The sequence below is a fragment of the Sphingobium sp. UBA5915 genome, from assembly GCF_002431195.1.
In the GTDB taxonomy this organism is placed as follows: Bacteria; Pseudomonadota; Alphaproteobacteria; order Sphingomonadales; family Sphingomonadaceae; genus Sphingobium; species Sphingobium soli.
The window spans coordinates 1-15,839 of the sequence record NZ_DJDV01000038.1 but is presented as its reverse complement, the minus strand read 5'-3'; the positions used below and the strand labels follow the sequence as shown (position 1 = coordinate 15,839).

Sequence of the window (15,839 nt, the reverse complement as noted above, 5' to 3'; positions counted from 1 at the left end):
AAATCGGATGCGCCGTGGCGCGCCCGCTCACCACCCCTCTATCGGCGATTAACCATGCAAAGCTTCACGAACCTGCGCTTCAGGGGCCGTCATCCTCGCCGGCTGGCTGCGTGCGCGCGATCGGTGGCGGGGGCGCATTGGCGGGCGGAACGGGCGCAGGCGGATCGGACGGGAGGCGCAGCTGATTCGGGCCTAGATTGACCGTCATGCCGTCTTCATCCACCCCCAGTTCCAGATTGCCTATGCCGGTTTCGACCGTGATGTTGGCGATCGCGTTGACCAGATCGGCATCCTGCGTGTCTTCGGGCGCATCCTCGACCGGTTCGTTGATCGCGCCGCTCATGAAATTGCGCCAGATGCGCGCGGGCACGCCGCCGCCCGCCGCGCCGCCGGGCAGCGGGCTATTGTCGTCGTTGCCGATCCATACCGCCGTCACCAGCCCGCCGGCATAGCCGACGAAAATGGCGTCGCGGCTGTCCTGCGTCGTGCCGGTCTTGCCGAAGGTGCTGGTGCGCAGCGCAGCGGCGCTGCCCGTGCCGCGATTGGCGGCGGACGACAACAGGTCGCGGATCATGGTCAGGTGATTTTCGCTGAACCGCCGCTGACGCTGCATCAGCCGCGCGAACCAGCCTTCGTTCTCGGGCGGGAGGCCGTGGGCCACGACCGGATAGCTGCCAGCCGCGACCGCTGCATAGGCTTCGGCCAGTTCAACGAGCGGAATTTCCGATGTGCCAAGCGCAAGACTGAGATCCTCGGTCAGCGGCGCGGTGACGCCCAGGTCGCGCGCCACCTTGATGACATTGTCGACACCCACCTGCTGCGTCAGCCGCACCGCCGCGACATTGCTGGAGGCGGCGAAGGCCTGACGCAGGGTGATGCGGCCGCGATATTTGCCGCCATGATTGGCGGGGCGATAGCTGCCGGAGGTGAAGGGCGTGTCGTCCACCATGTCGTCGGGCGTCATGCCGGCGCGAAAGGCGGCGAGGTAGACGAACAGCTTGAAGGTTGATCCGGGCTGGCGTTTTGCCTGCACCGCGCGATTGAAGCTGCTCTTCGCATAATTTTTGCCACCCACCATGGCGACGACGCTGCCGTCCGGCTTCATCGCCACCAGCGCGGCTTGCGCCTTCCCGAGCGGCGCACGCCGCACGGCGGCTTCGGCAAGGCGCTGGATGCGCCAGTCGAGCGTGGTTTCGATTTGCTGTTCGCCATAGACCGCGCCCGCGCGATCGCGGGCGATGGGCAGCACCCAATCGGCGAAATAGGTGCCGCTGGTGGCGTCCGGATCGTCATGCACGTCGAGCCGCGCCGGGCGCAGCCGGTTGCGTTCTTCCTGGGTCAGATAGCCCGCATCGACCATCGCCTGCGTCACCAGCGCGGCGCGCGCGCGCGCGCCGGACAAATTCCCGGTGGGTGCAAGGCGGGACGGCGCCTTGAGCAGGCCGGCCAGCATCGCCGCCTGCGGCACGGTGAGGCGCGCGGGCACGCGATTAAAATAATGGCGAGCGGCCGCGCGCAGGCCATAGACATTGTCACCGAAATAGACGTTGGAGAGATAGCGCTCCATGATCTGATCCTTGGTCAGCCAGACCTCCAGCCAGAGCGCGATCAGCGCCTCGCGCGCCTTGCGGCCAAGCGTCCGGTCGCTTGAAAGGAACACGCCCTTGGCCAGTTGCTGGGTGATGGTGCTGCCCCCCTGCGACGCACCATCGGACCAGAGGTTATGCCACATCGCCCGCGCAACGCCGCGCGGGTCGATGCCCCAATGGGTGGGGAAGCGCCGGTCCTCGATCGCCATGAACGCTTGCGGCACATGAGGCGGCAATTCGGTCATCGTCACCGGCGTATCGATGACGGCCCCACGCCGGGCGATCAGATGACCGTCCGCCGACATCAAACTGATGCTGGGCGGGACGATCGGCTTTAGCGAGCGGGACAGCGGTGCGGTGATAGCCAGCCAGGCGACCAGGATCATTAGCAGCGCGAGAAGGACGGCCAGAATCCAGCCGAAAATCTGCACCCTGCGCCGCCAGGGTGAGGGCGGCGCGAAGGCGCTCGGCGGCCCGGCGCCAAATGTGCGCGACGGCAGCGGAGCCGGCTCGACGGGGCGTGTGTCGTTCATCGGTTCGCTCATGCTGTGTTATTCACATCATACAGTCAAGCCTGTCCCGTCCCGGGACATCGGCAAATTGGCATTACGAAGGCATGGCACAAATGGTAAATTATTCGTTAACGACGCATGATGCGAACCCGTCCTCTTGTCCTCACGACCGAATCGGCCCGCCACCCCTTCCGGCAGAGCCTGCCCGCCCATGTCCTGCGCGTGCGCGACGAGGGTACGCCCCAGGCACGCAAGCTGGCGGATGAAGACAAGGACTGGAAATTGTTCGCGCTGAGCTTCTGCGCTTTCTTCACGGCCTTCTACAGCTTCATTTTCTGAAGCCCGGCACGGCGTCACTGGCCGCGTCAGTGACAAATCGGGCCGTCGCATGCCTTGTGCAGTTTCCACGCCATCGCTGCGCAAGGCAGTGACAGGACGGCCACCAGCAGCAATTGCATTACGACCGACACGCCCGCGACGCTGAGGCTGATGGCACAGAGCGACCCGATCACCATCGCCCCGCTGTTGACGATATTGTTGGCGGCAACGGTGCGTGCCGCCTCGCATTTTTCGACCGTGGTGGTGAGGAAGGCGTAGAGCGGCACGACGAACATGCCGCCGAACGTCGCCACGCCCAGCAGGCAGAGCGACAGCGGCAAGGCCAGCGGGTGCGCCATGAATTCGGACAGCGAGAGCATCTGTCCGTTTGGCGCGGGCGCCCACAGGTCGCACACGACATGGAAAGCGACGATGCACAGGCCCATGCCGATCACCGACGCGGGCGCATATTTGGCGGATACATGACCCTGCAACAGGCGGTTGATCGCAACCGATCCGATGGCGATGCCGATGGAAAAAATGGCGAGGAACAGGCTGGCGACCGGCTTGTCTGCGGTCAGCACATTCTTGACCAGCGGGGGAAACTGGATGAACAGGATGGATCCGACCGCCCAGAACAGGCTGATCGCCATGATCGCGAGGAACAGGCGGCGGATATGCATGGTGCCGCGCACCAGCGCGATGGACGACCGGATGATGTGGAAGTCGATTGGCTGCGCGTCCAGCATAGATGGTGCCGGCGGCACCTTGCGCCCTGCGACATAGCCCACCAGGGCGGTCGCGATGATGCAGACAGCGGCGATTTCGACCGGGATGAGGCCGGCCAGGATGGTGCCCGCCAGGATCGCGATATAGGTGCCGGCCTCCACCAGTCCGGTGCCCCCCAGCACTTCGTCCTCATGCAGATGCTGCGGCAGGATCGCATATTTGATCGGGCCGAAGAAGGTGGAATGGATGCCCATGGCGAACAGCGCCGCCAGCAAGAGCGGGATCGCCAGCGTATGGACGGTGATGCCGCTCCAGATCAGCGCCAGCCCGACCGCGCCCACCGTCATGATCGCGATTTCCGCCCCCTTCACCCAGCGGATGATGACCGCCTTGTCGCGCTGGTCGGCCAATTGTCCGGATAGCGCGGACAACAGGAAGAAGGGCAGGATGAACAGGCCCGTCGCCAGCGCGCTGAACCAGGTTTCGGACTTTTCGTCGTTATACACTTGGTACACGACGAACAGCACCATCGCGTTCTTGAACAGATTGTCGTTGAACGCGCCAAGCAATTGAGTGACGAAAAGCGGCAGGAAACGGCGCTTGTTCAGGAGCCTGAGCGAGGCTTGCATGTATGGGGGATCTTCTTTCCCGTGAGCGACCGGGGCGGGGTCTAGCGGTTGGCGGCGTCCATGTCCAATGGTTGCGGCGTGCGGGCAGGGCGGCCGGCATACGCGAGCGATTTTCGCCTGCTTGTGCGCAGCGCCGGACTGTGGCAGTCCGCGCCCATGCTGACGCTGCCCAACCTGCTGACGCTTTCGCGCATCCTGACCGTTCCGTTGCTCGTCGCGCTGCTGTGGCCGGCGGAAATGGGTGCGCGGTGGACGACCGGCTATACGCTCGCCTTCGCGCTATACTGCCTCATGGGCATTACCGATTATTTCGACGGCTATCTGGCGCGCGCGCAGGGCACGGTGTCGAAACTGGGCGTGTTTCTGGACCCGATCGCGGACAAGATCATGGTCGGCGCGGTGATTTTGATGCTGGCGGCGACGCGCGACATTGCTGGCCTGCACATCATCGCCGCGATGATCATATTGCTGCGCGAAATCGCCGTGTCGGGCCTGCGCGAATTTCTCGCCGGATTGCAAGTGTCGGTGCCGGTGTCCAGGCTCGCTAAGTGGAAGACGACCTTCCAGCTGATTGCGCTCGGCGCGCTGATCCTGGCGGGCGCGGTGCCGCAATTTCCCTTCGTGCAGATGGTCGGGATCGCGACCCTGTGGGCCGCCGCGATCCTGACGCTGATCACCGGCTGGGATTATCTGCGCGTCGGCATCAGCCATATGGATTGATGGCTATGGCGACGCTCACCATCGTCTATTTCGCCTGGGTGCGTGAGGCCATTGGCCGCGACGAGGAGCAGGTGGAGCGGGCGCAGGCCGGCGCCACCGTCGCGGATTTGGTCGCGATGCTGGCGGCGCGCGGCGGCGGCTATGCGCGGGCGCTGGGTGATCCCGCCCGGCTGCGCGCGGCGATCGACCAGCGGTTCGCGCCGCTCGACACCCCGATCGGCGACGCGCGCGAAATTGCGCTGTTTCCGCCGGTGACGGGCGGATGAAACGGGTCGCGATCCAGGCGCAGGATTTCGACGTCGCGGGTGAACTGGCCGCGCTGGAGGCGCTGGGCGGCGGCGGGGTCGCCAGCTTCACCGGCGTGGTGCGCGGGGGCGATGGCCTGATGGCGCTGGAGCTGGAACATTATCCGGCCATGACGCAGGCGCAGGTGGCGCGGATCGTCGAAGATGCGATGGCGCGCTGGCCACTGCTGGGCGTCAGCGTCATCCACCGCGTCGGGCGGCTGGAGCCGGGCGCGCGGATCGTCTTCGTCGGCACTGCCTCGCGCCATCGCACCGCTGCGCTGGAAAGCTGCGCCTTCCTTATCGACTGGCTGAAATCCCACGCGCCCTTCTGGAAGAAGGAGCATTTTGAAGGCGGTGCGACGGAATGGGTGGAAGCACGCGCGGAAGATGAGGCGAAGGCGAAGGAATGGGGCGGCTGAGGGCCGGGCCTGGCCAAACGCGGCGTTAAAGTAACTCAGTCTCTCCTGGCAGGGGAGGATGCCCGAATATGACCATTTTTTGTCGTTCCGCCTCATAATCCTGCCCCTTGAAATATGCCATTCATTCAGGCCATCAAGTCCACAGAACGCGAACTACCTATTAAAAAGGCCTTTTACTCGACACCACCAAGAGATCGGGTCGATGGATTGCGAAGGCCTGCCGCCTAGGCATGCGGTGGGTTGATCGGCAAATAGGATGTTAAGCATTCCCTTGGTTAAACCGTCAGGTATCGGTATGCTATCAGCGCAGGCCTCTTGCGGCTCATCATCGATAAAAACAGACACCGTAGGGCCGCTTGCCCACACAACGAGATTTTGCGGGGTCCATTCAATCTCAAGGTCGCCTGACGTTTTCAGGGTAATGACAGATCGGACAGGAACTTCGAATTCGTCACACCACGGCTCGAGCCAAACGAGAAACGCGTCCGGTCCTGGATTGGATAAACTCCATTCTTGGTCCGCATCCATCATCAACGTCAGCATCTCAGATGACGCGAATGTCCGCAACCGAGCGATTGTTACCGAAGGATTTTTTAAGCGCAGCGTCATCTATGGTTGGTTACCTCCTCCAAACCGGACCGTGGCAAATCCAACCTTCAGCTTCTAAATCTCACCTTCAAACCGTGCGCGGCGCCTCACGCAGCCTCGGGCAAGCGGCAGCTCTTCGCGGCGGCGTCGCGTAATATGTCCGCGAGCATGTGGAATTCCTTTTCGCGCGGGCTGTTGCGCCGCCATACCAGCGCGATGTCGCGGGCCGAGCGGTCCGATTTGAGTGGGCGGGCGGTGATGCGGGTATGGTCCAATATGCCGCCGGCAATCGCCATTTCCGGAATCATAGTGACGCCTAGGCCATTATCGACCATCTGAATGAGCGTATGCAGCGACGTGCCCATCATCGTCGCGCTTGCGCGCAGGTCGGGGCGATTGCAGGCGGCGAGCGCATGGTCCTTGAGGCAATGACCATCCTCCAGCAGCAACAGCTTGCTTTCATCGATCATGCCGGGCTTGATCCATTCGGGTGGATTGGTCGGATCATCCTGCGGGAAGGCGACATAGAGCCGGTCCTCGAACAGGATTTCGCTGTCCAGTTCGCCGGTGGGGAAGGGCAAGGCCAGCAGCACGCAGTCGACATTGCCGTGGCGCAGCGATTCGATCGCGGCCTGGCTGGTTTCTTCGCGCAGATAGAGTTTGAGTTCAGGCCGATCGGCACGCAGCCGAGGCAAAAGGCGTGGCAGCAGGAAGGGCGCGATAGTCGGAATGACGCTCATGCGCAATTCGCCGGTCAGCGGCTTGCCCGACGCTTCGGCGATCGCGGCCAGTTCCTCCGCCTCCCGCAGCACGCGATGCGCCTTTTCCACGATACGGTCGCCCAGCGCCGTGAAGCGGACGACGCGGCGCGTCCGCTCGACCAGAGTGACGCCGATCAGCGATTCCAACTCACGGATGCCGGCCGACAGGGTGGATTGCGTCACGAAACAGGCTTCGGCTGCTTTGCCGAAATGCCCCTGTTCCTTCAGCGCCACCAGATATTGCAGCTGTTTAAGCGTCGGCAGGTAACTGGACATTTATCGCCTTCCTCGATCAGAAGGCCGAATATAAGCGGCCTACCCGATAAATCCAAGCCATTTGCCGATGCCGAACGCCGATGTGATGGTCAGGATCACGCCCACGGCCGAGAACAGGAAGCGCGGGGCGATCCGCCGCGCCAGCATCGCGCCGAACGGCGCGGCCACCACGCCGCCGATCAGCAGGCCCACGGTGTAGGTCGTGAATGTCTCCCACCCCAGATGGAACAGGAAGGTGAGGCTGATTGACAGGGTCAGGATGAATTCGACGCTGTTGACCGTGCCGATGGTGTGGCGCGGGCTGGACCCTTGCAGCAGCAGGTTTGACGTCACGATCGGCCCCCAGCCGCCACCGCCGGTCGCATCCATGAAGCCGCCTGCCAGACCCAGCGGCGTCACCCATTTGGGATCGCGCGGCTTGGGCGGCAGATGGAAGCCGCGCCAGATAAGATAGAGGCCGATCGCCGCCAGATAGATCTGGACGAACGGCTTGATGACCGATCCGTCGATGTTCGAGAGCAGATAGGCGCCCGCCACACCGCCGACGACACCGGGGATGATCAGCCGCGCGAACAGCCGCCAGTCGACATTGCCGTGCAGGATATGGCTGATCGCAGATACGCCGGTGGTGAAGGTTTCGGCGGCATGGACACTTGCCGACGCGCGACTGGGCGGCACGCCCATGGCCAGCAACAAGGTGCTGGAAATGACCCCATAGGCCATGCCCAGGGCGCCGTCGATCATCTGAGCGCCGAAACCGATGAGGATGAAAGGCAGGATTTCGCCAGAATTGGCCAGCAACGCGTCAATCATCCGTCGTCCTTGGGTTTGATTGTCTACTACATTGATAGGCATATCTCCCAAAGCAAAGCAAGCACCTCTTTTCGGCGGGAATGTCCGGCCATGGGGTTGGTCTGGAAAAAGCGCTGCGGGAGGCCTATGTTGGCCGTCATTGGGTTCAGGATTTCAGGGACGCGGGATGCTGCGCAATCTTATTAGCTATATCGATTCGGTGAAGGCGCGCGATCCCGCGCCTCGATCCCGCGCCGAAATCCTGCTATATCCGGGCGTCTGGTCGCTCGCGTTTCACCGGGTGGCCCACCGGCTGTATCGCGCGCGGCTGTTCTTCCTGGCGCGCCTGGTCAATCACATCGCCCGTTTCCTGACAGGCAACGATATTCACCCCGGCGCGCGGATCGGCAAGCGCTTCTTCATCGACCATGGCTTTACCGTCATCGGCGAGACGGCGGAGATTGGCGACGATGTCACGCTCTATCAGAATGTCACGCTGGGCGGGACCGATCCGGCCAACGGCATTGCGGGCAAGCGGCACCCGACGCTGCAAGACGGCGTGATCGTCGGATCGGGCGCGCAGGTGCTCGGGCCAGTGCAGGTCGGCGCGCGGGCGCGGGTCGGTGCCAACGCCGTCGTGACCAAGAATGTGCCCGACGGCGCGACCATGGTGGGCATCCCGGCGCGGCAGATGCTGGTTGACGTTACCGCCTATCAGCGCGACTTCGTGCCCTATGGCACGCCCTGTTCCGACTGTTTCGACCCGGAAAAGCAGAAGCTGGAAATGCTCCAGTGCGAGGTCGAGCAGTTGCAGAAACGGTTGGCGCAATTGATGGCCGAGCGGCAGACCCCGCAGTTGCCCGACGCCGATACGCTGTTCAAGGACCGTGACCGCGCCTGATGACCAATGTGACGCCGTTTCCCGCCGCGACTTCCGGCCAGGTCGGTTTTGAGCGGCCGGAACTGCAACGGATCATGGATCTTTATGGCCGGATGGTCGCGGCTGGCCATTGGCGCGACTATGCGATGGACATGGGGCGCGATGCCGCGATTTTTAGCGCCTTTCGCCGCTCCGCCGAACGCCCGGAATATCGTATCGAAAAGCGGCCGGCGCTGCGCAACCGTCAGGGCATGTGGGCGCTGGTGGGGGAAGGCGGCGCGATTTTGAAACGCGGGTCCGACCTGCACAATGTGCTGGCGCCCGTCGAACGCAAGTTGCTGCGGATCGTCGAGGACTGAGACAGGCAGGAGGCTGGGCGATCGTCACGCCCGCCATTGCGAAACAGGACGGGAACGCTATCTGTCCCCTGATGTCTGGTCCCCAATCCCCCGATCGTTTCCACGAAGACAAGGCCACCTACACCGTCACCGGCAGCCAGCCGGATATCGACGCAGGCGTGGAGGCGATCCGCACCGTCCTCAAGACGCTGCCGATCCGGCCTGGCGTCTATCGCATGCACGACGCGCGCGGGGATGTGCTCTATGTCGGCAAGGCGCGCGCGCTGAAAAACCGTGTCGCCAACTATACGCAGGTCGATCGCTTGCCCAAGCGGCTGCAACGCATGGTCGCCCAGACCCGCAGCATGACCATCGTCACCACCAACAGCGAGGCCGAGGCGCTGTTGCTGGAAGCGCAGCTCATCAAGCGATATCGCCCGCCCTATAATGTCCTGCTGCGCGACGACAAAAGCTTCCCATTCATTCTGCTGCGCGACGATCATGCCTTTCCCCGCGTGCAGAAGCATCGTGGCGCGCGCAAATATCAGGGGCGCTATTATGGACCCTTCGCCAGCGCCGGGTCGGTGACGCGCACGATCAATGCGCTGCAAAAGCTGTTCCTGCTGCGGTCCTGCACCGATAGTTTCTTCGCCAATCGCTCGCGCCCCTGCCTGCTCTATCAGATCAAGCGTTGTTCGGCCCCCTGCGTCGACCGGATCGACGAGGCGGGCTATGCCGAACTGGTCCGCGACGCGCAGGATTTCCTGGGCGGCAAGTCGACCGCCGTGCAGAAGAAGCTGGGCGCGGCGATGCAGCAGGCGTCGGATGCGATGGATTTCGAACAGGCAGCGGTGATCCGGGATCGGCTGAAGGCGCTGACCTTCATCCAGGGCAGCCAGGCGATCAATGCCGAGGGGCTGGGCGACGCCGACATTTTCGCGCTGGCGGAAAAGGGCGGGGCGATGTGCATCCAGGCCTTTTTCATTCGCGGCGGCCAGAATTGGGGCCATCGCAGCTTCTTTCCCGTCCATACCGCCGATGTCGCGACGGAGGAGGTGCTGGAAAGCTTCATGGCCCAGTTTTACGAGGAAGTGCCGCCGCCCCGCCTGATCCTGGCCGACCGGCACCCTGCCGAATGCGAACTGATGGCGCTGGCGCTGTCGGAGCGCGCGGGCGGCAAGGTGCGGATCGAAGTGCCGCAGCGGGGTGAGCGCACCCGTCTTATCAAGCAGGCGCAACGCAATGCGGTGGAGGCGCTCGACAGGCGGCTGGCGGAAACCACCAGCCAGGGCCGCATTCTTGACGAGATGGTCGAAACCTTCGGGTTGGAAGGTGTGCCGGACCGCATCGAAATCTACGACAACAGCCATATTCAGGGCGCGCATGCGTTGGGCGCGATGGTCGTTGCCGGACCGGAGGGATTCCGCAAGAACGCCTATCGCAAGTTCAACATGAAGAATCCGGAGATCAGTAACGACGATTTTGCGATGATGCGTGAAATGTTCGAGCGGCGGTTCGGCCGCGCGGCGCGCGAGGATCCCGACCGCGACAGCGGAGAATGGCCCGACCTGGTGCTCATCGACGGCGGTAAGGGGCAGCTATCGGCTGCGCGCGGCATATTGGAGGATTTGGGGATCGAGGATGTGTGCATGATCGGCGTTGCCAAGGGGCCGCATCATGGCCGCGAAGGGCGCGAGGTGTTCCACCTGATGGACGGCCGTGAAATCACCTTTCCCCTGAACCACCCTGTGCTGTTCTACCTTCAGCGCCTGCGCGACGAAGCCCACCGCTTCGCCATCGGCGCCCACCGCGCCAAGCGCAGCAAGGCGATCACCGTCAGCTCGCTGGACGAGGTCCCCGGCATCGGCCCTGCGCGCAAGAAGGCCCTATTGATGCACTTCGGCACTGCCCGCGCCGTCCGCGACGCCGCCCTGGAAGATCTGGCCAAGGCCCCCGGCGTGTCGAACGCCGTGGCGCAGCAGGTTTATGATTATTTTCACGGGTGACGTGAGACAACGCCGTCGGGCACGGGCTAATCGAATCCACATTCGCGCCCATCATCATGGCAAATGCAGACAGGGGGGCTCACTGCGCGCTATCATATGCCATTGCAAGGAGAAGCATCCGCAACCGCATCGGGCGAGATCGATAGCCAGTGAGATGAAAAGAATGGTGGACGCACTAGGGCTCGAACCTAGGACCCGCTGATTAAGAGTCAGCTGCTCTACCAACTGAGCTATGCGTCCATCCGGGGCGGCCGATCGGGCCAGCGTTCCGAAGTGGGCGGACTGCTAGCAGCGGCGGCTCGTTTTGCAAACCCCTATTCGCAGCTTGTCGCGATTTTTTGCCGAAGTCGCGATCAGGCCCAGTCGCCGGGCCGCCGCTGCCGTTTGCCCGACCGGTCGATGGCCATGATGATGCCGATGCACAGCATCACGGTCAGCATCGATGATCCGCCGTAGGACATGAAGGGGAGGGGAATGCCGACCACTGGCGCCAAGCCCATCACCATCATGAGATTGATCGCCACATAGAAGAAGATGGTGGTGGTAAGGCCGGCCGCCGCCATCCGAGCGAATTTGTCCTGTGTCCGCATGGAGACGCGTAAGCCCCAGCGGAACAGGAGCAAGAACGCGCCGATCATTAGGATGCCCCCCAACAACCCCCATTCTTCGGCCATGGTGGCGAACACGAAATCGGTATGGCCTTCGGGCAGATAATCGAGGTGACTTTGCGTGCCTTGCAGGAATCCCTTGCCCCAAATGCCGCCTGACCCGATCGCGATTTTCGACTGGCTGATATGATAACCTGCGCCCAGCGGATCGCTTTCGGGATCGAGGAAGATCAGCACCCGCTTTTGCTGATAATCGTGCAGAAAGCTGAAGGCGATAGGGATGGCCGCAGCGACGGTCAGGCCCGAACCGATGAACAGTCGCAGCGGCAGCCCGGCAAGAAACATGACGGTGACGCCGCCCGCCGCGATCATCGTTGCGGTGCCAAGGTCAGGCTGCACCAGCACCAGCGCCCAGGGCAAGCCGATCAGCACCAGTGCGGGCCAGATCGCGTTCCATCGTCGAATTTCGCCGACAGGCAGCAGCGCATAGAAACGCGCGACCGTCAGGACGATGACCGGCTTCATGAATTCGGACGGCTGTAGCTGCATGAACCCAAGGTTGATCCATCGCTGGCTGCCGCCCCTGACGCCCCCGATCAGTTCGACCAGCACCAGAGCGACCAGAATCGCCCCATAGGCGGGAAAGGTGTAGCGAGCAAAGACCTCAACCGGGATGCGGCTGAGCACCAGCGCCATGACGGTGAAGATGCAGAAGCGAACCGCCTGATTGGCGGCCCAAGGGAAAATGCTGCCGCCCGCGGAACTATAGAGAACGAGAGTGCCGAAGCCGGCGATTGCCAGCAATAACGCCAGCACGCGCCAAGGAAACTGCGTCAAGGATTGCGGAATGATGCTCATGGGGCGTCGGCCGCGTCGCTGCCATTGTCGGGCGCGGGAGCAGAGGCATTGGCGGTATCGGACGCATTGGACGCGTTGGCGGCTTCGGGTGGCGGCACTTCGCCCTTGCGGATCGCTTCGGCCATGCGAAAGGCGGCCATCTGACGATTTTGCCGTTCGGCCGGTGTTCCGCCCCAGCCCTTTTCCAGAGTGACCAGCTTTTCCATCGCCCGCTCGGGATCGAAAAGATAGGACAATGTATCGCTGGCGATCATGGGCGCGTCCTCATTGCGGATCAGGTGGCCGCCATGTTCGATGATGCATCCCACCGCATAGCGCGGCTTGTCGAAGGGCGCAAAACCCTGGAACAGGGCATGATCGCGCAGCTTGAACGCGAGCGAACTGTTGCCGCGAACGCCGCCGGCCCGTTCCGCCATGGTGATGCGCCGCACCTGCGCCGTGCCGGTCTTCCCCGCGATGAGGACATTCGGGATGTTCATGCGCGCCGCGCCACCGGTTCCCCCGCCATTGACGACCGCGCTCATCGCATCGCGAATGATGACCAGATGCTCTTCGCTGGCGCCGACCAGCGCGGGGTCCGGGCGCGGCGCATCGTAGAGGAAATTGGGCATCAGTTGCCGACCGGTCGCCAGCCGCGCCGCCATCACCGCCATTTGCAGCGGGTTGATCAGCATATAGCCCTGACCGATGGTGGCATTCACCGTGTCATAAACCTGCCATTTCTGGTTATATTTCCGTTCCTTCCACGCGGGGTCTGGCACCGTGCCGTAACTCTGGCTGGGAAAAGGAAGGTCGAAGCGCTGCCCCATGCCGACGCGATGGGCCATGTTGGCAATGCGGTCCATCCCGATCCGCTGGGCCATCTGGTAGAAATAAATGTCGCAGCTCTGTGCGATCGCCCCGCGCATGTTGAGCGGGCCATGGCCGCGCCTTTTGTGACAGTGGAAAAGCGTGTTGCCGACCCGGATCGCGCCGCCGCAACTGATCGTCTCCTGCGGCCCCACGCCCGCTTCCAGCAGCGCCAGCGCCACCATCGGCTTGACGGTGGAGCCGGGCGGATAGAGGCCCTGCAAGGTCTTGTTGCGCAATGGAACATGATCGTCTTGCGAAAGCATATTCCATTCGAGGTGGCTGATGCCGTCGGAAAAGCTGTTGGGATCGAAACTGGGCATGGACGCCATGGCCAGCACGTCGCCATTCTGACAATCCAGCACGACGACGGCGCCGCTCTGCGTCGCCAGGCGGCGGCCGGCATATTCCTGAAGGCCAGCGTCGATGGTGAGCTTGATCGAGCGGCCCGGCGTGTCGGGACGGGTGGTGAGTTCGCGCACGATCTTGCCGCGCGCGGTAACTTCGACGCGCTTTGCGCCGGGCTTGCCCGTCAGATGCCGGTCGAACGCTTTTTCCAGCCCGTCCTTGCCGACCTTGAAACCGGGGGTGATGAGGAGCGGGTCCTTGCGCTCCTTATATTCTTCGGCCGTGGCGGCACCGACATAGCCCAGCAGATGACCGACCGTCGCTCCGGCCGGGTAATAGCGCGAAAAGCCCTGGCTGGGCGCGACACCGGGCAGGTCGGGCAGGCGCACACTGACGGCGGCGAACTGATCATAGGTCAGCTTGTCGGCGACCTGCACGGGGCGAAAGCCGGCCGATTTTTCCAGTTCGTCGCGGATGCGGTCGATCTCATCCGATTCCAGGCTGAGCAATTGCGCGAGGTGGCGGATCGTGCCGTCTGCATCGACCATCCGCTGGGGGATGAGGTCGACGCGGAAATCCGTACGATTATTTGCCAGCGGCTTGCCATGCCGGTCCAGAATCCAGCCCCGCCTGGGCGGGATGAGCGTCAGGTTGACGCGGTTGCTTTCGGAAAGCGCGGTATAATGCTCATTTTCCGCGACGCTGATCCAGGCCATCCGGCCGATCAGCATCGCACCGATCGCGCCTTGCAAACCACCCACCACCATCGCGCGGCGGGTAAAGGTGAAGGTCTGGCTGGCTTCGGTAACGGATTTGCGCTTGGACTTGAGAAACGTCATGCCATGACGCGCCAGCGATCGATCCGTGCGCACTGCCGGACTATGAAGGGAAAAAGCAGCATCGACCAGAGCATCTGCGGCGCGACCAAAAGCAATTCTATGCGACCCCCGCCCGTGACCCGGGCGAAGAACCATCCACCAATGAGACAGAAGATAATGGCAAGACAGGCAATTAGCCAGTCCTGCCGATAACTGCGCCAGACCAGCCGATGTTCGAACGCATCGACACCGATCAGCGTGATGGTCCACAGGAACATGGCCGATCCGATGGGCTGCCCGCTCATCAGATCGTCGAACAAGCCGAGCGGCAGCCCAATCCATGCCCGCCACAATTCGGGGCGGAGCAAACGCCAGGCGAGCAGCAGCAGCAGACCAAAGGGCGGCAGGACCGGCGACTGGGCGACGAACGGGAGCGCGGTAAGAGAGGAGCCCAGCATGACCACGATGACGGGCGTGCCGGCCAGGCGAAACCGGCCCGGATGGCGTCCCAGCCGGGGGACGTGGTGGAGATGCGGGTCGATCACGGCGCGCTCGCGTTGCCGGAAGGCGTTTCCTCGGCTGGTGTGACGGCCGGATCCTGCCGCGTGACGACTTCTTCGAAGGCGCGTTCGACGACGACAGCGTCGATGCGCGAGGGGTTGGCGAGCGGAAAGCCCCAGGCGATTTCGCCCTGAACCCGGACAACGACCGCGACAGGAATATTGGGTTGATAAATGCCGCCGATGCCGGACGTCACCAGCAGGTCGCCGGGCTTGAACGGGTTGCGACCGGCAGACAAAGCACGAATTTCCAGCGACCCGTCACCGCCCCCGGTAGAAATGGCGGGAACGCTGTCGTTGGCGCGGCGAACGGGAACGATGTTCCCCGTGTCGGTCAGCAGTAAAACTTCCGATGTGTTGGGCGTCGTGCTGTCGATCCTGCCAACCAGCCCTTCAGCCGCGCGTACGGGCATGCCGGGCCGGACCCCCTGCCAGCGCCCGGCATTGAGGCGGGCGAAGCGACGGGTGCTGCCGGAACTGGAACTGATGAGGCGGGCAGTCAGCAGATCGCTCTGATCTTCATCCACCAGCTTCAACAGTCGTTTGAGCCGCGCATTTTCCTGCGCGATCGCGCGCGCTTCGATGATGCGGTTGCGATCGGATTCGACCTGGCGGCGCAGGACGACATTTTGAGAGCCCGCGCGCCAATAGGCGGCGAGCACTTCATCAACCGAGCTGATGCCGCTTACCATATTCTTGAGCCCAACCGAGATGGGCCGCGTGACTTCTGCTGTCACCGTGCGCAGGCCGGCAAAGCCAGTCGGATCGAAAATCGCGATCACGACCAGCAGCAGGCCCGCTACCGCGCCGACAACCGCGACGACATAGCTTGCAAACAGGCTATATTGCGCCTTCCGGTTGATGCCGGGGCGGCGGCTGGGTGGCCGCGCCATGTGCGGTCCCCTTCAATCAGGCGGTCTGGAGCACGCCCCGGAAGATCGGATCCTCCATCGC

The 15,839-nt window shown here is 63.2% G+C and carries 15 protein-coding genes and 1 tRNA gene; 7 read left to right on the top strand and 9 right to left on the bottom strand.

The features are described 5' to 3' along the window. Positions 1-79: 79 nt before the first annotated feature. Positions 80-2,134, bottom strand: coding sequence for a transglycosylase domain-containing protein (locus tag B2V90_RS05240; RefSeq protein ID WP_228222996.1), 2,055 nt, complete (start codon positions 2,132-2,134; stop codon positions 80-82). Between the two features lie 108 nt (positions 2,135-2,242). Between B2V90_RS05240 and B2V90_RS05235 the strand changes: the two genes are divergently transcribed. Further along, the gene (locus B2V90_RS05235) at positions 2,243-2,440 is read left to right on the top strand and encodes a hypothetical protein (RefSeq protein WP_228223015.1); all 198 of its coding nucleotides are present in this window, start codon (positions 2,243-2,245) and stop codon (positions 2,438-2,440) included. 26 nt (positions 2,441-2,466) lie between these two features. Here B2V90_RS05235 and B2V90_RS05230 read toward each other — a convergent pair whose 3' ends face one another. Then, complete coding sequence (locus B2V90_RS05230; protein WP_009821572.1) at positions 2,467-3,777, bottom strand: MFS transporter; 1,311 nt, start codon at positions 3,775-3,777, stop codon at positions 2,467-2,469. A 156-nt stretch (positions 3,778-3,933) separates the two neighbouring features. On the opposite strand from B2V90_RS05230, the gene pgsA reads away from it, so the two are divergent. From pgsA to B2V90_RS05215, 3 genes are read left to right on the top strand one after another with little or no spacing between them, the layout of a single operon-like run. Next, positions 3,934-4,497 (top strand): CDP-diacylglycerol--glycerol-3-phosphate 3-phosphatidyltransferase, encoded by a 564-nt coding sequence (gene pgsA / locus B2V90_RS05225; protein ID WP_228223014.1) that lies wholly within the window; start codon positions 3,934-3,936, stop codon positions 4,495-4,497. 5 nt (positions 4,498-4,502) lie between these two features. Beyond that, on the top strand, positions 4,503-4,763 hold the full coding sequence (gene moaD / locus B2V90_RS05220) for a molybdopterin converting factor subunit 1 (RefSeq protein ID WP_228222995.1): 261 nt from the start codon (positions 4,503-4,505) through the stop codon (positions 4,761-4,763). Further along, positions 4,760-5,203 carry a molybdenum cofactor biosynthesis protein MoaE gene (locus B2V90_RS05215; RefSeq protein WP_228222994.1) on the top strand — a complete coding sequence of 148 codons (444 nt, stop codon included), beginning with the start codon at positions 4,760-4,762 and terminating at the stop codon, positions 5,201-5,203. The genes moaD and B2V90_RS05215 overlap by 4 nt, the downstream gene beginning before the upstream one ends. Before the next feature lie 695 nt (positions 5,204-5,898). Here the strand turns inward: B2V90_RS05215 and B2V90_RS05210 are convergent. Then, positions 5,899-6,828 carry a hydrogen peroxide-inducible genes activator gene (locus B2V90_RS05210; protein WP_009821577.1) on the bottom strand — a complete coding sequence of 310 codons (930 nt, stop codon included), beginning with the start codon at positions 6,826-6,828 and terminating at the stop codon, positions 5,899-5,901. Between the two features lie 39 nt (positions 6,829-6,867). Next, positions 6,868-7,641, bottom strand: a complete 774-nt coding sequence (locus B2V90_RS05205; protein WP_009821578.1) for a sulfite exporter TauE/SafE family protein — start codon at positions 7,639-7,641, stop codon at positions 6,868-6,870. A gap of 166 nt (positions 7,642-7,807) precedes the next feature. On the opposite strand from B2V90_RS05205, the gene epsC reads away from it, so the two are divergent. The 3 genes from epsC to uvrC all read left to right on the top strand — a co-directional run bounded on the left by epsC (position 7,808) and on the right by uvrC (position 10,844). Further along, a complete protein-coding gene (gene epsC, locus B2V90_RS05200; protein WP_009821579.1) occupies positions 7,808-8,521 on the top strand; it encodes a serine O-acetyltransferase EpsC in 714 nt (237 codons plus the stop codon). After that, on the top strand, positions 8,521-8,859 hold the full coding sequence (locus B2V90_RS05195; protein ID WP_009821580.1) for a DUF2794 domain-containing protein: 339 nt from the start codon (positions 8,521-8,523) through the stop codon (positions 8,857-8,859). The genes epsC and B2V90_RS05195 overlap by 1 nt, the downstream gene beginning before the upstream one ends. 71 nt (positions 8,860-8,930) lie before the next feature. After that, positions 8,931-10,844, top strand: a complete 1,914-nt coding sequence (gene uvrC, locus B2V90_RS05190) for an excinuclease ABC subunit UvrC (RefSeq protein WP_228222992.1) — start codon at positions 8,931-8,933, stop codon at positions 10,842-10,844. A gap of 164 nt (positions 10,845-11,008) precedes the next feature. Here uvrC and B2V90_RS05185 read toward each other — a convergent pair. From B2V90_RS05185 to mreC, 5 genes are all read right to left on the bottom strand, one after another. Then, a tRNA-Lys gene (locus tag B2V90_RS05185) sits at positions 11,009-11,084 on the bottom strand. 113 nt (positions 11,085-11,197) lie between these two features. Beyond that, entirely contained in the window at positions 11,198-12,310 is a 1,113-nt protein-coding gene (rodA, locus tag B2V90_RS05180) for a rod shape-determining protein RodA (RefSeq protein WP_228222824.1), read from the bottom strand. Next, positions 12,307-14,346: a penicillin-binding protein 2 gene (mrdA, locus tag B2V90_RS05175; protein WP_228222823.1), complete on the bottom strand. Its 2,040-nt coding sequence runs from the start codon at positions 14,344-14,346 to the stop codon at positions 12,307-12,309. The genes rodA and mrdA overlap by 4 nt, the downstream gene beginning before the upstream one ends. Continuing rightward, positions 14,343-14,870 carry a rod shape-determining protein MreD gene (gene mreD, locus B2V90_RS05170; protein ID WP_009821584.1) on the bottom strand — a complete coding sequence of 176 codons (528 nt, stop codon included), beginning with the start codon at positions 14,868-14,870 and terminating at the stop codon, positions 14,343-14,345. Before mreD ends, mrdA begins: the two co-directional genes overlap by 4 nt. Further along, positions 14,867-15,778, bottom strand: coding sequence for a rod shape-determining protein MreC (gene mreC, locus B2V90_RS05165; RefSeq protein ID WP_228222822.1), 912 nt, complete (start codon positions 15,776-15,778; stop codon positions 14,867-14,869). The genes mreD and mreC overlap by 4 nt, the downstream gene beginning before the upstream one ends. Between the last annotated feature and the right edge of the window lie 61 nt (positions 15,779-15,839).

Excerpts from the sequence above, each read along its gene's own strand:
- mrdA (WP_228222823.1), bottom strand. The coding sequence starts at position 14,346 with ATGACGTTTCTCAAGTCCAAGCGCAAATCCGTTACCGAAGCCAGCCAG.
- B2V90_RS05210 (WP_009821577.1), bottom strand. The coding sequence starts at position 6,828 with ATGTCCAGTTACCTGCCGACGCTTAAACAGCTGCAATATCTGGTGGCG.
- B2V90_RS05195 (WP_009821580.1), top strand. The coding sequence starts at position 8,521 with ATGACCAATGTGACGCCGTTTCCCGCCGCGACTTCCGGCCAGGTCGGT.
- B2V90_RS05235 (WP_228223015.1), top strand. The coding sequence starts at position 2,243 with ATGCGAACCCGTCCTCTTGTCCTCACGACCGAATCGGCCCGCCACCCC.
- B2V90_RS05205 (WP_009821578.1), bottom strand. The coding sequence starts at position 7,641 with ATGATTGACGCGTTGCTGGCCAATTCTGGCGAAATCCTGCCTTTCATC.
- moaD (WP_228222995.1), top strand. The coding sequence starts at position 4,503 with ATGGCGACGCTCACCATCGTCTATTTCGCCTGGGTGCGTGAGGCCATT.
- B2V90_RS05240 (WP_228222996.1), bottom strand. The coding sequence starts at position 2,134 with ATGAGCGAACCGATGAACGACACACGCCCCGTCGAGCCGGCTCCGCTG.
- B2V90_RS05230 (WP_009821572.1), bottom strand. The coding sequence starts at position 3,777 with ATGCAAGCCTCGCTCAGGCTCCTGAACAAGCGCCGTTTCCTGCCGCTT.
- uvrC (WP_228222992.1), top strand. The coding sequence starts at position 8,931 with ATGTCTGGTCCCCAATCCCCCGATCGTTTCCACGAAGACAAGGCCACC.
- pgsA (WP_228223014.1), top strand. The coding sequence starts at position 3,934 with ATGCTGACGCTGCCCAACCTGCTGACGCTTTCGCGCATCCTGACCGTT.
- B2V90_RS05215 (WP_228222994.1), top strand. The coding sequence starts at position 4,760 with ATGAAACGGGTCGCGATCCAGGCGCAGGATTTCGACGTCGCGGGTGAA.
- mreC (WP_228222822.1), bottom strand. The coding sequence starts at position 15,778 with ATGGCGCGGCCACCCAGCCGCCGCCCCGGCATCAACCGGAAGGCGCAA.
- epsC (WP_009821579.1), top strand. The coding sequence starts at position 7,808 with ATGCTGCGCAATCTTATTAGCTATATCGATTCGGTGAAGGCGCGCGAT.
- rodA (WP_228222824.1), bottom strand. The coding sequence starts at position 12,310 with ATGAGCATCATTCCGCAATCCTTGACGCAGTTTCCTTGGCGCGTGCTG.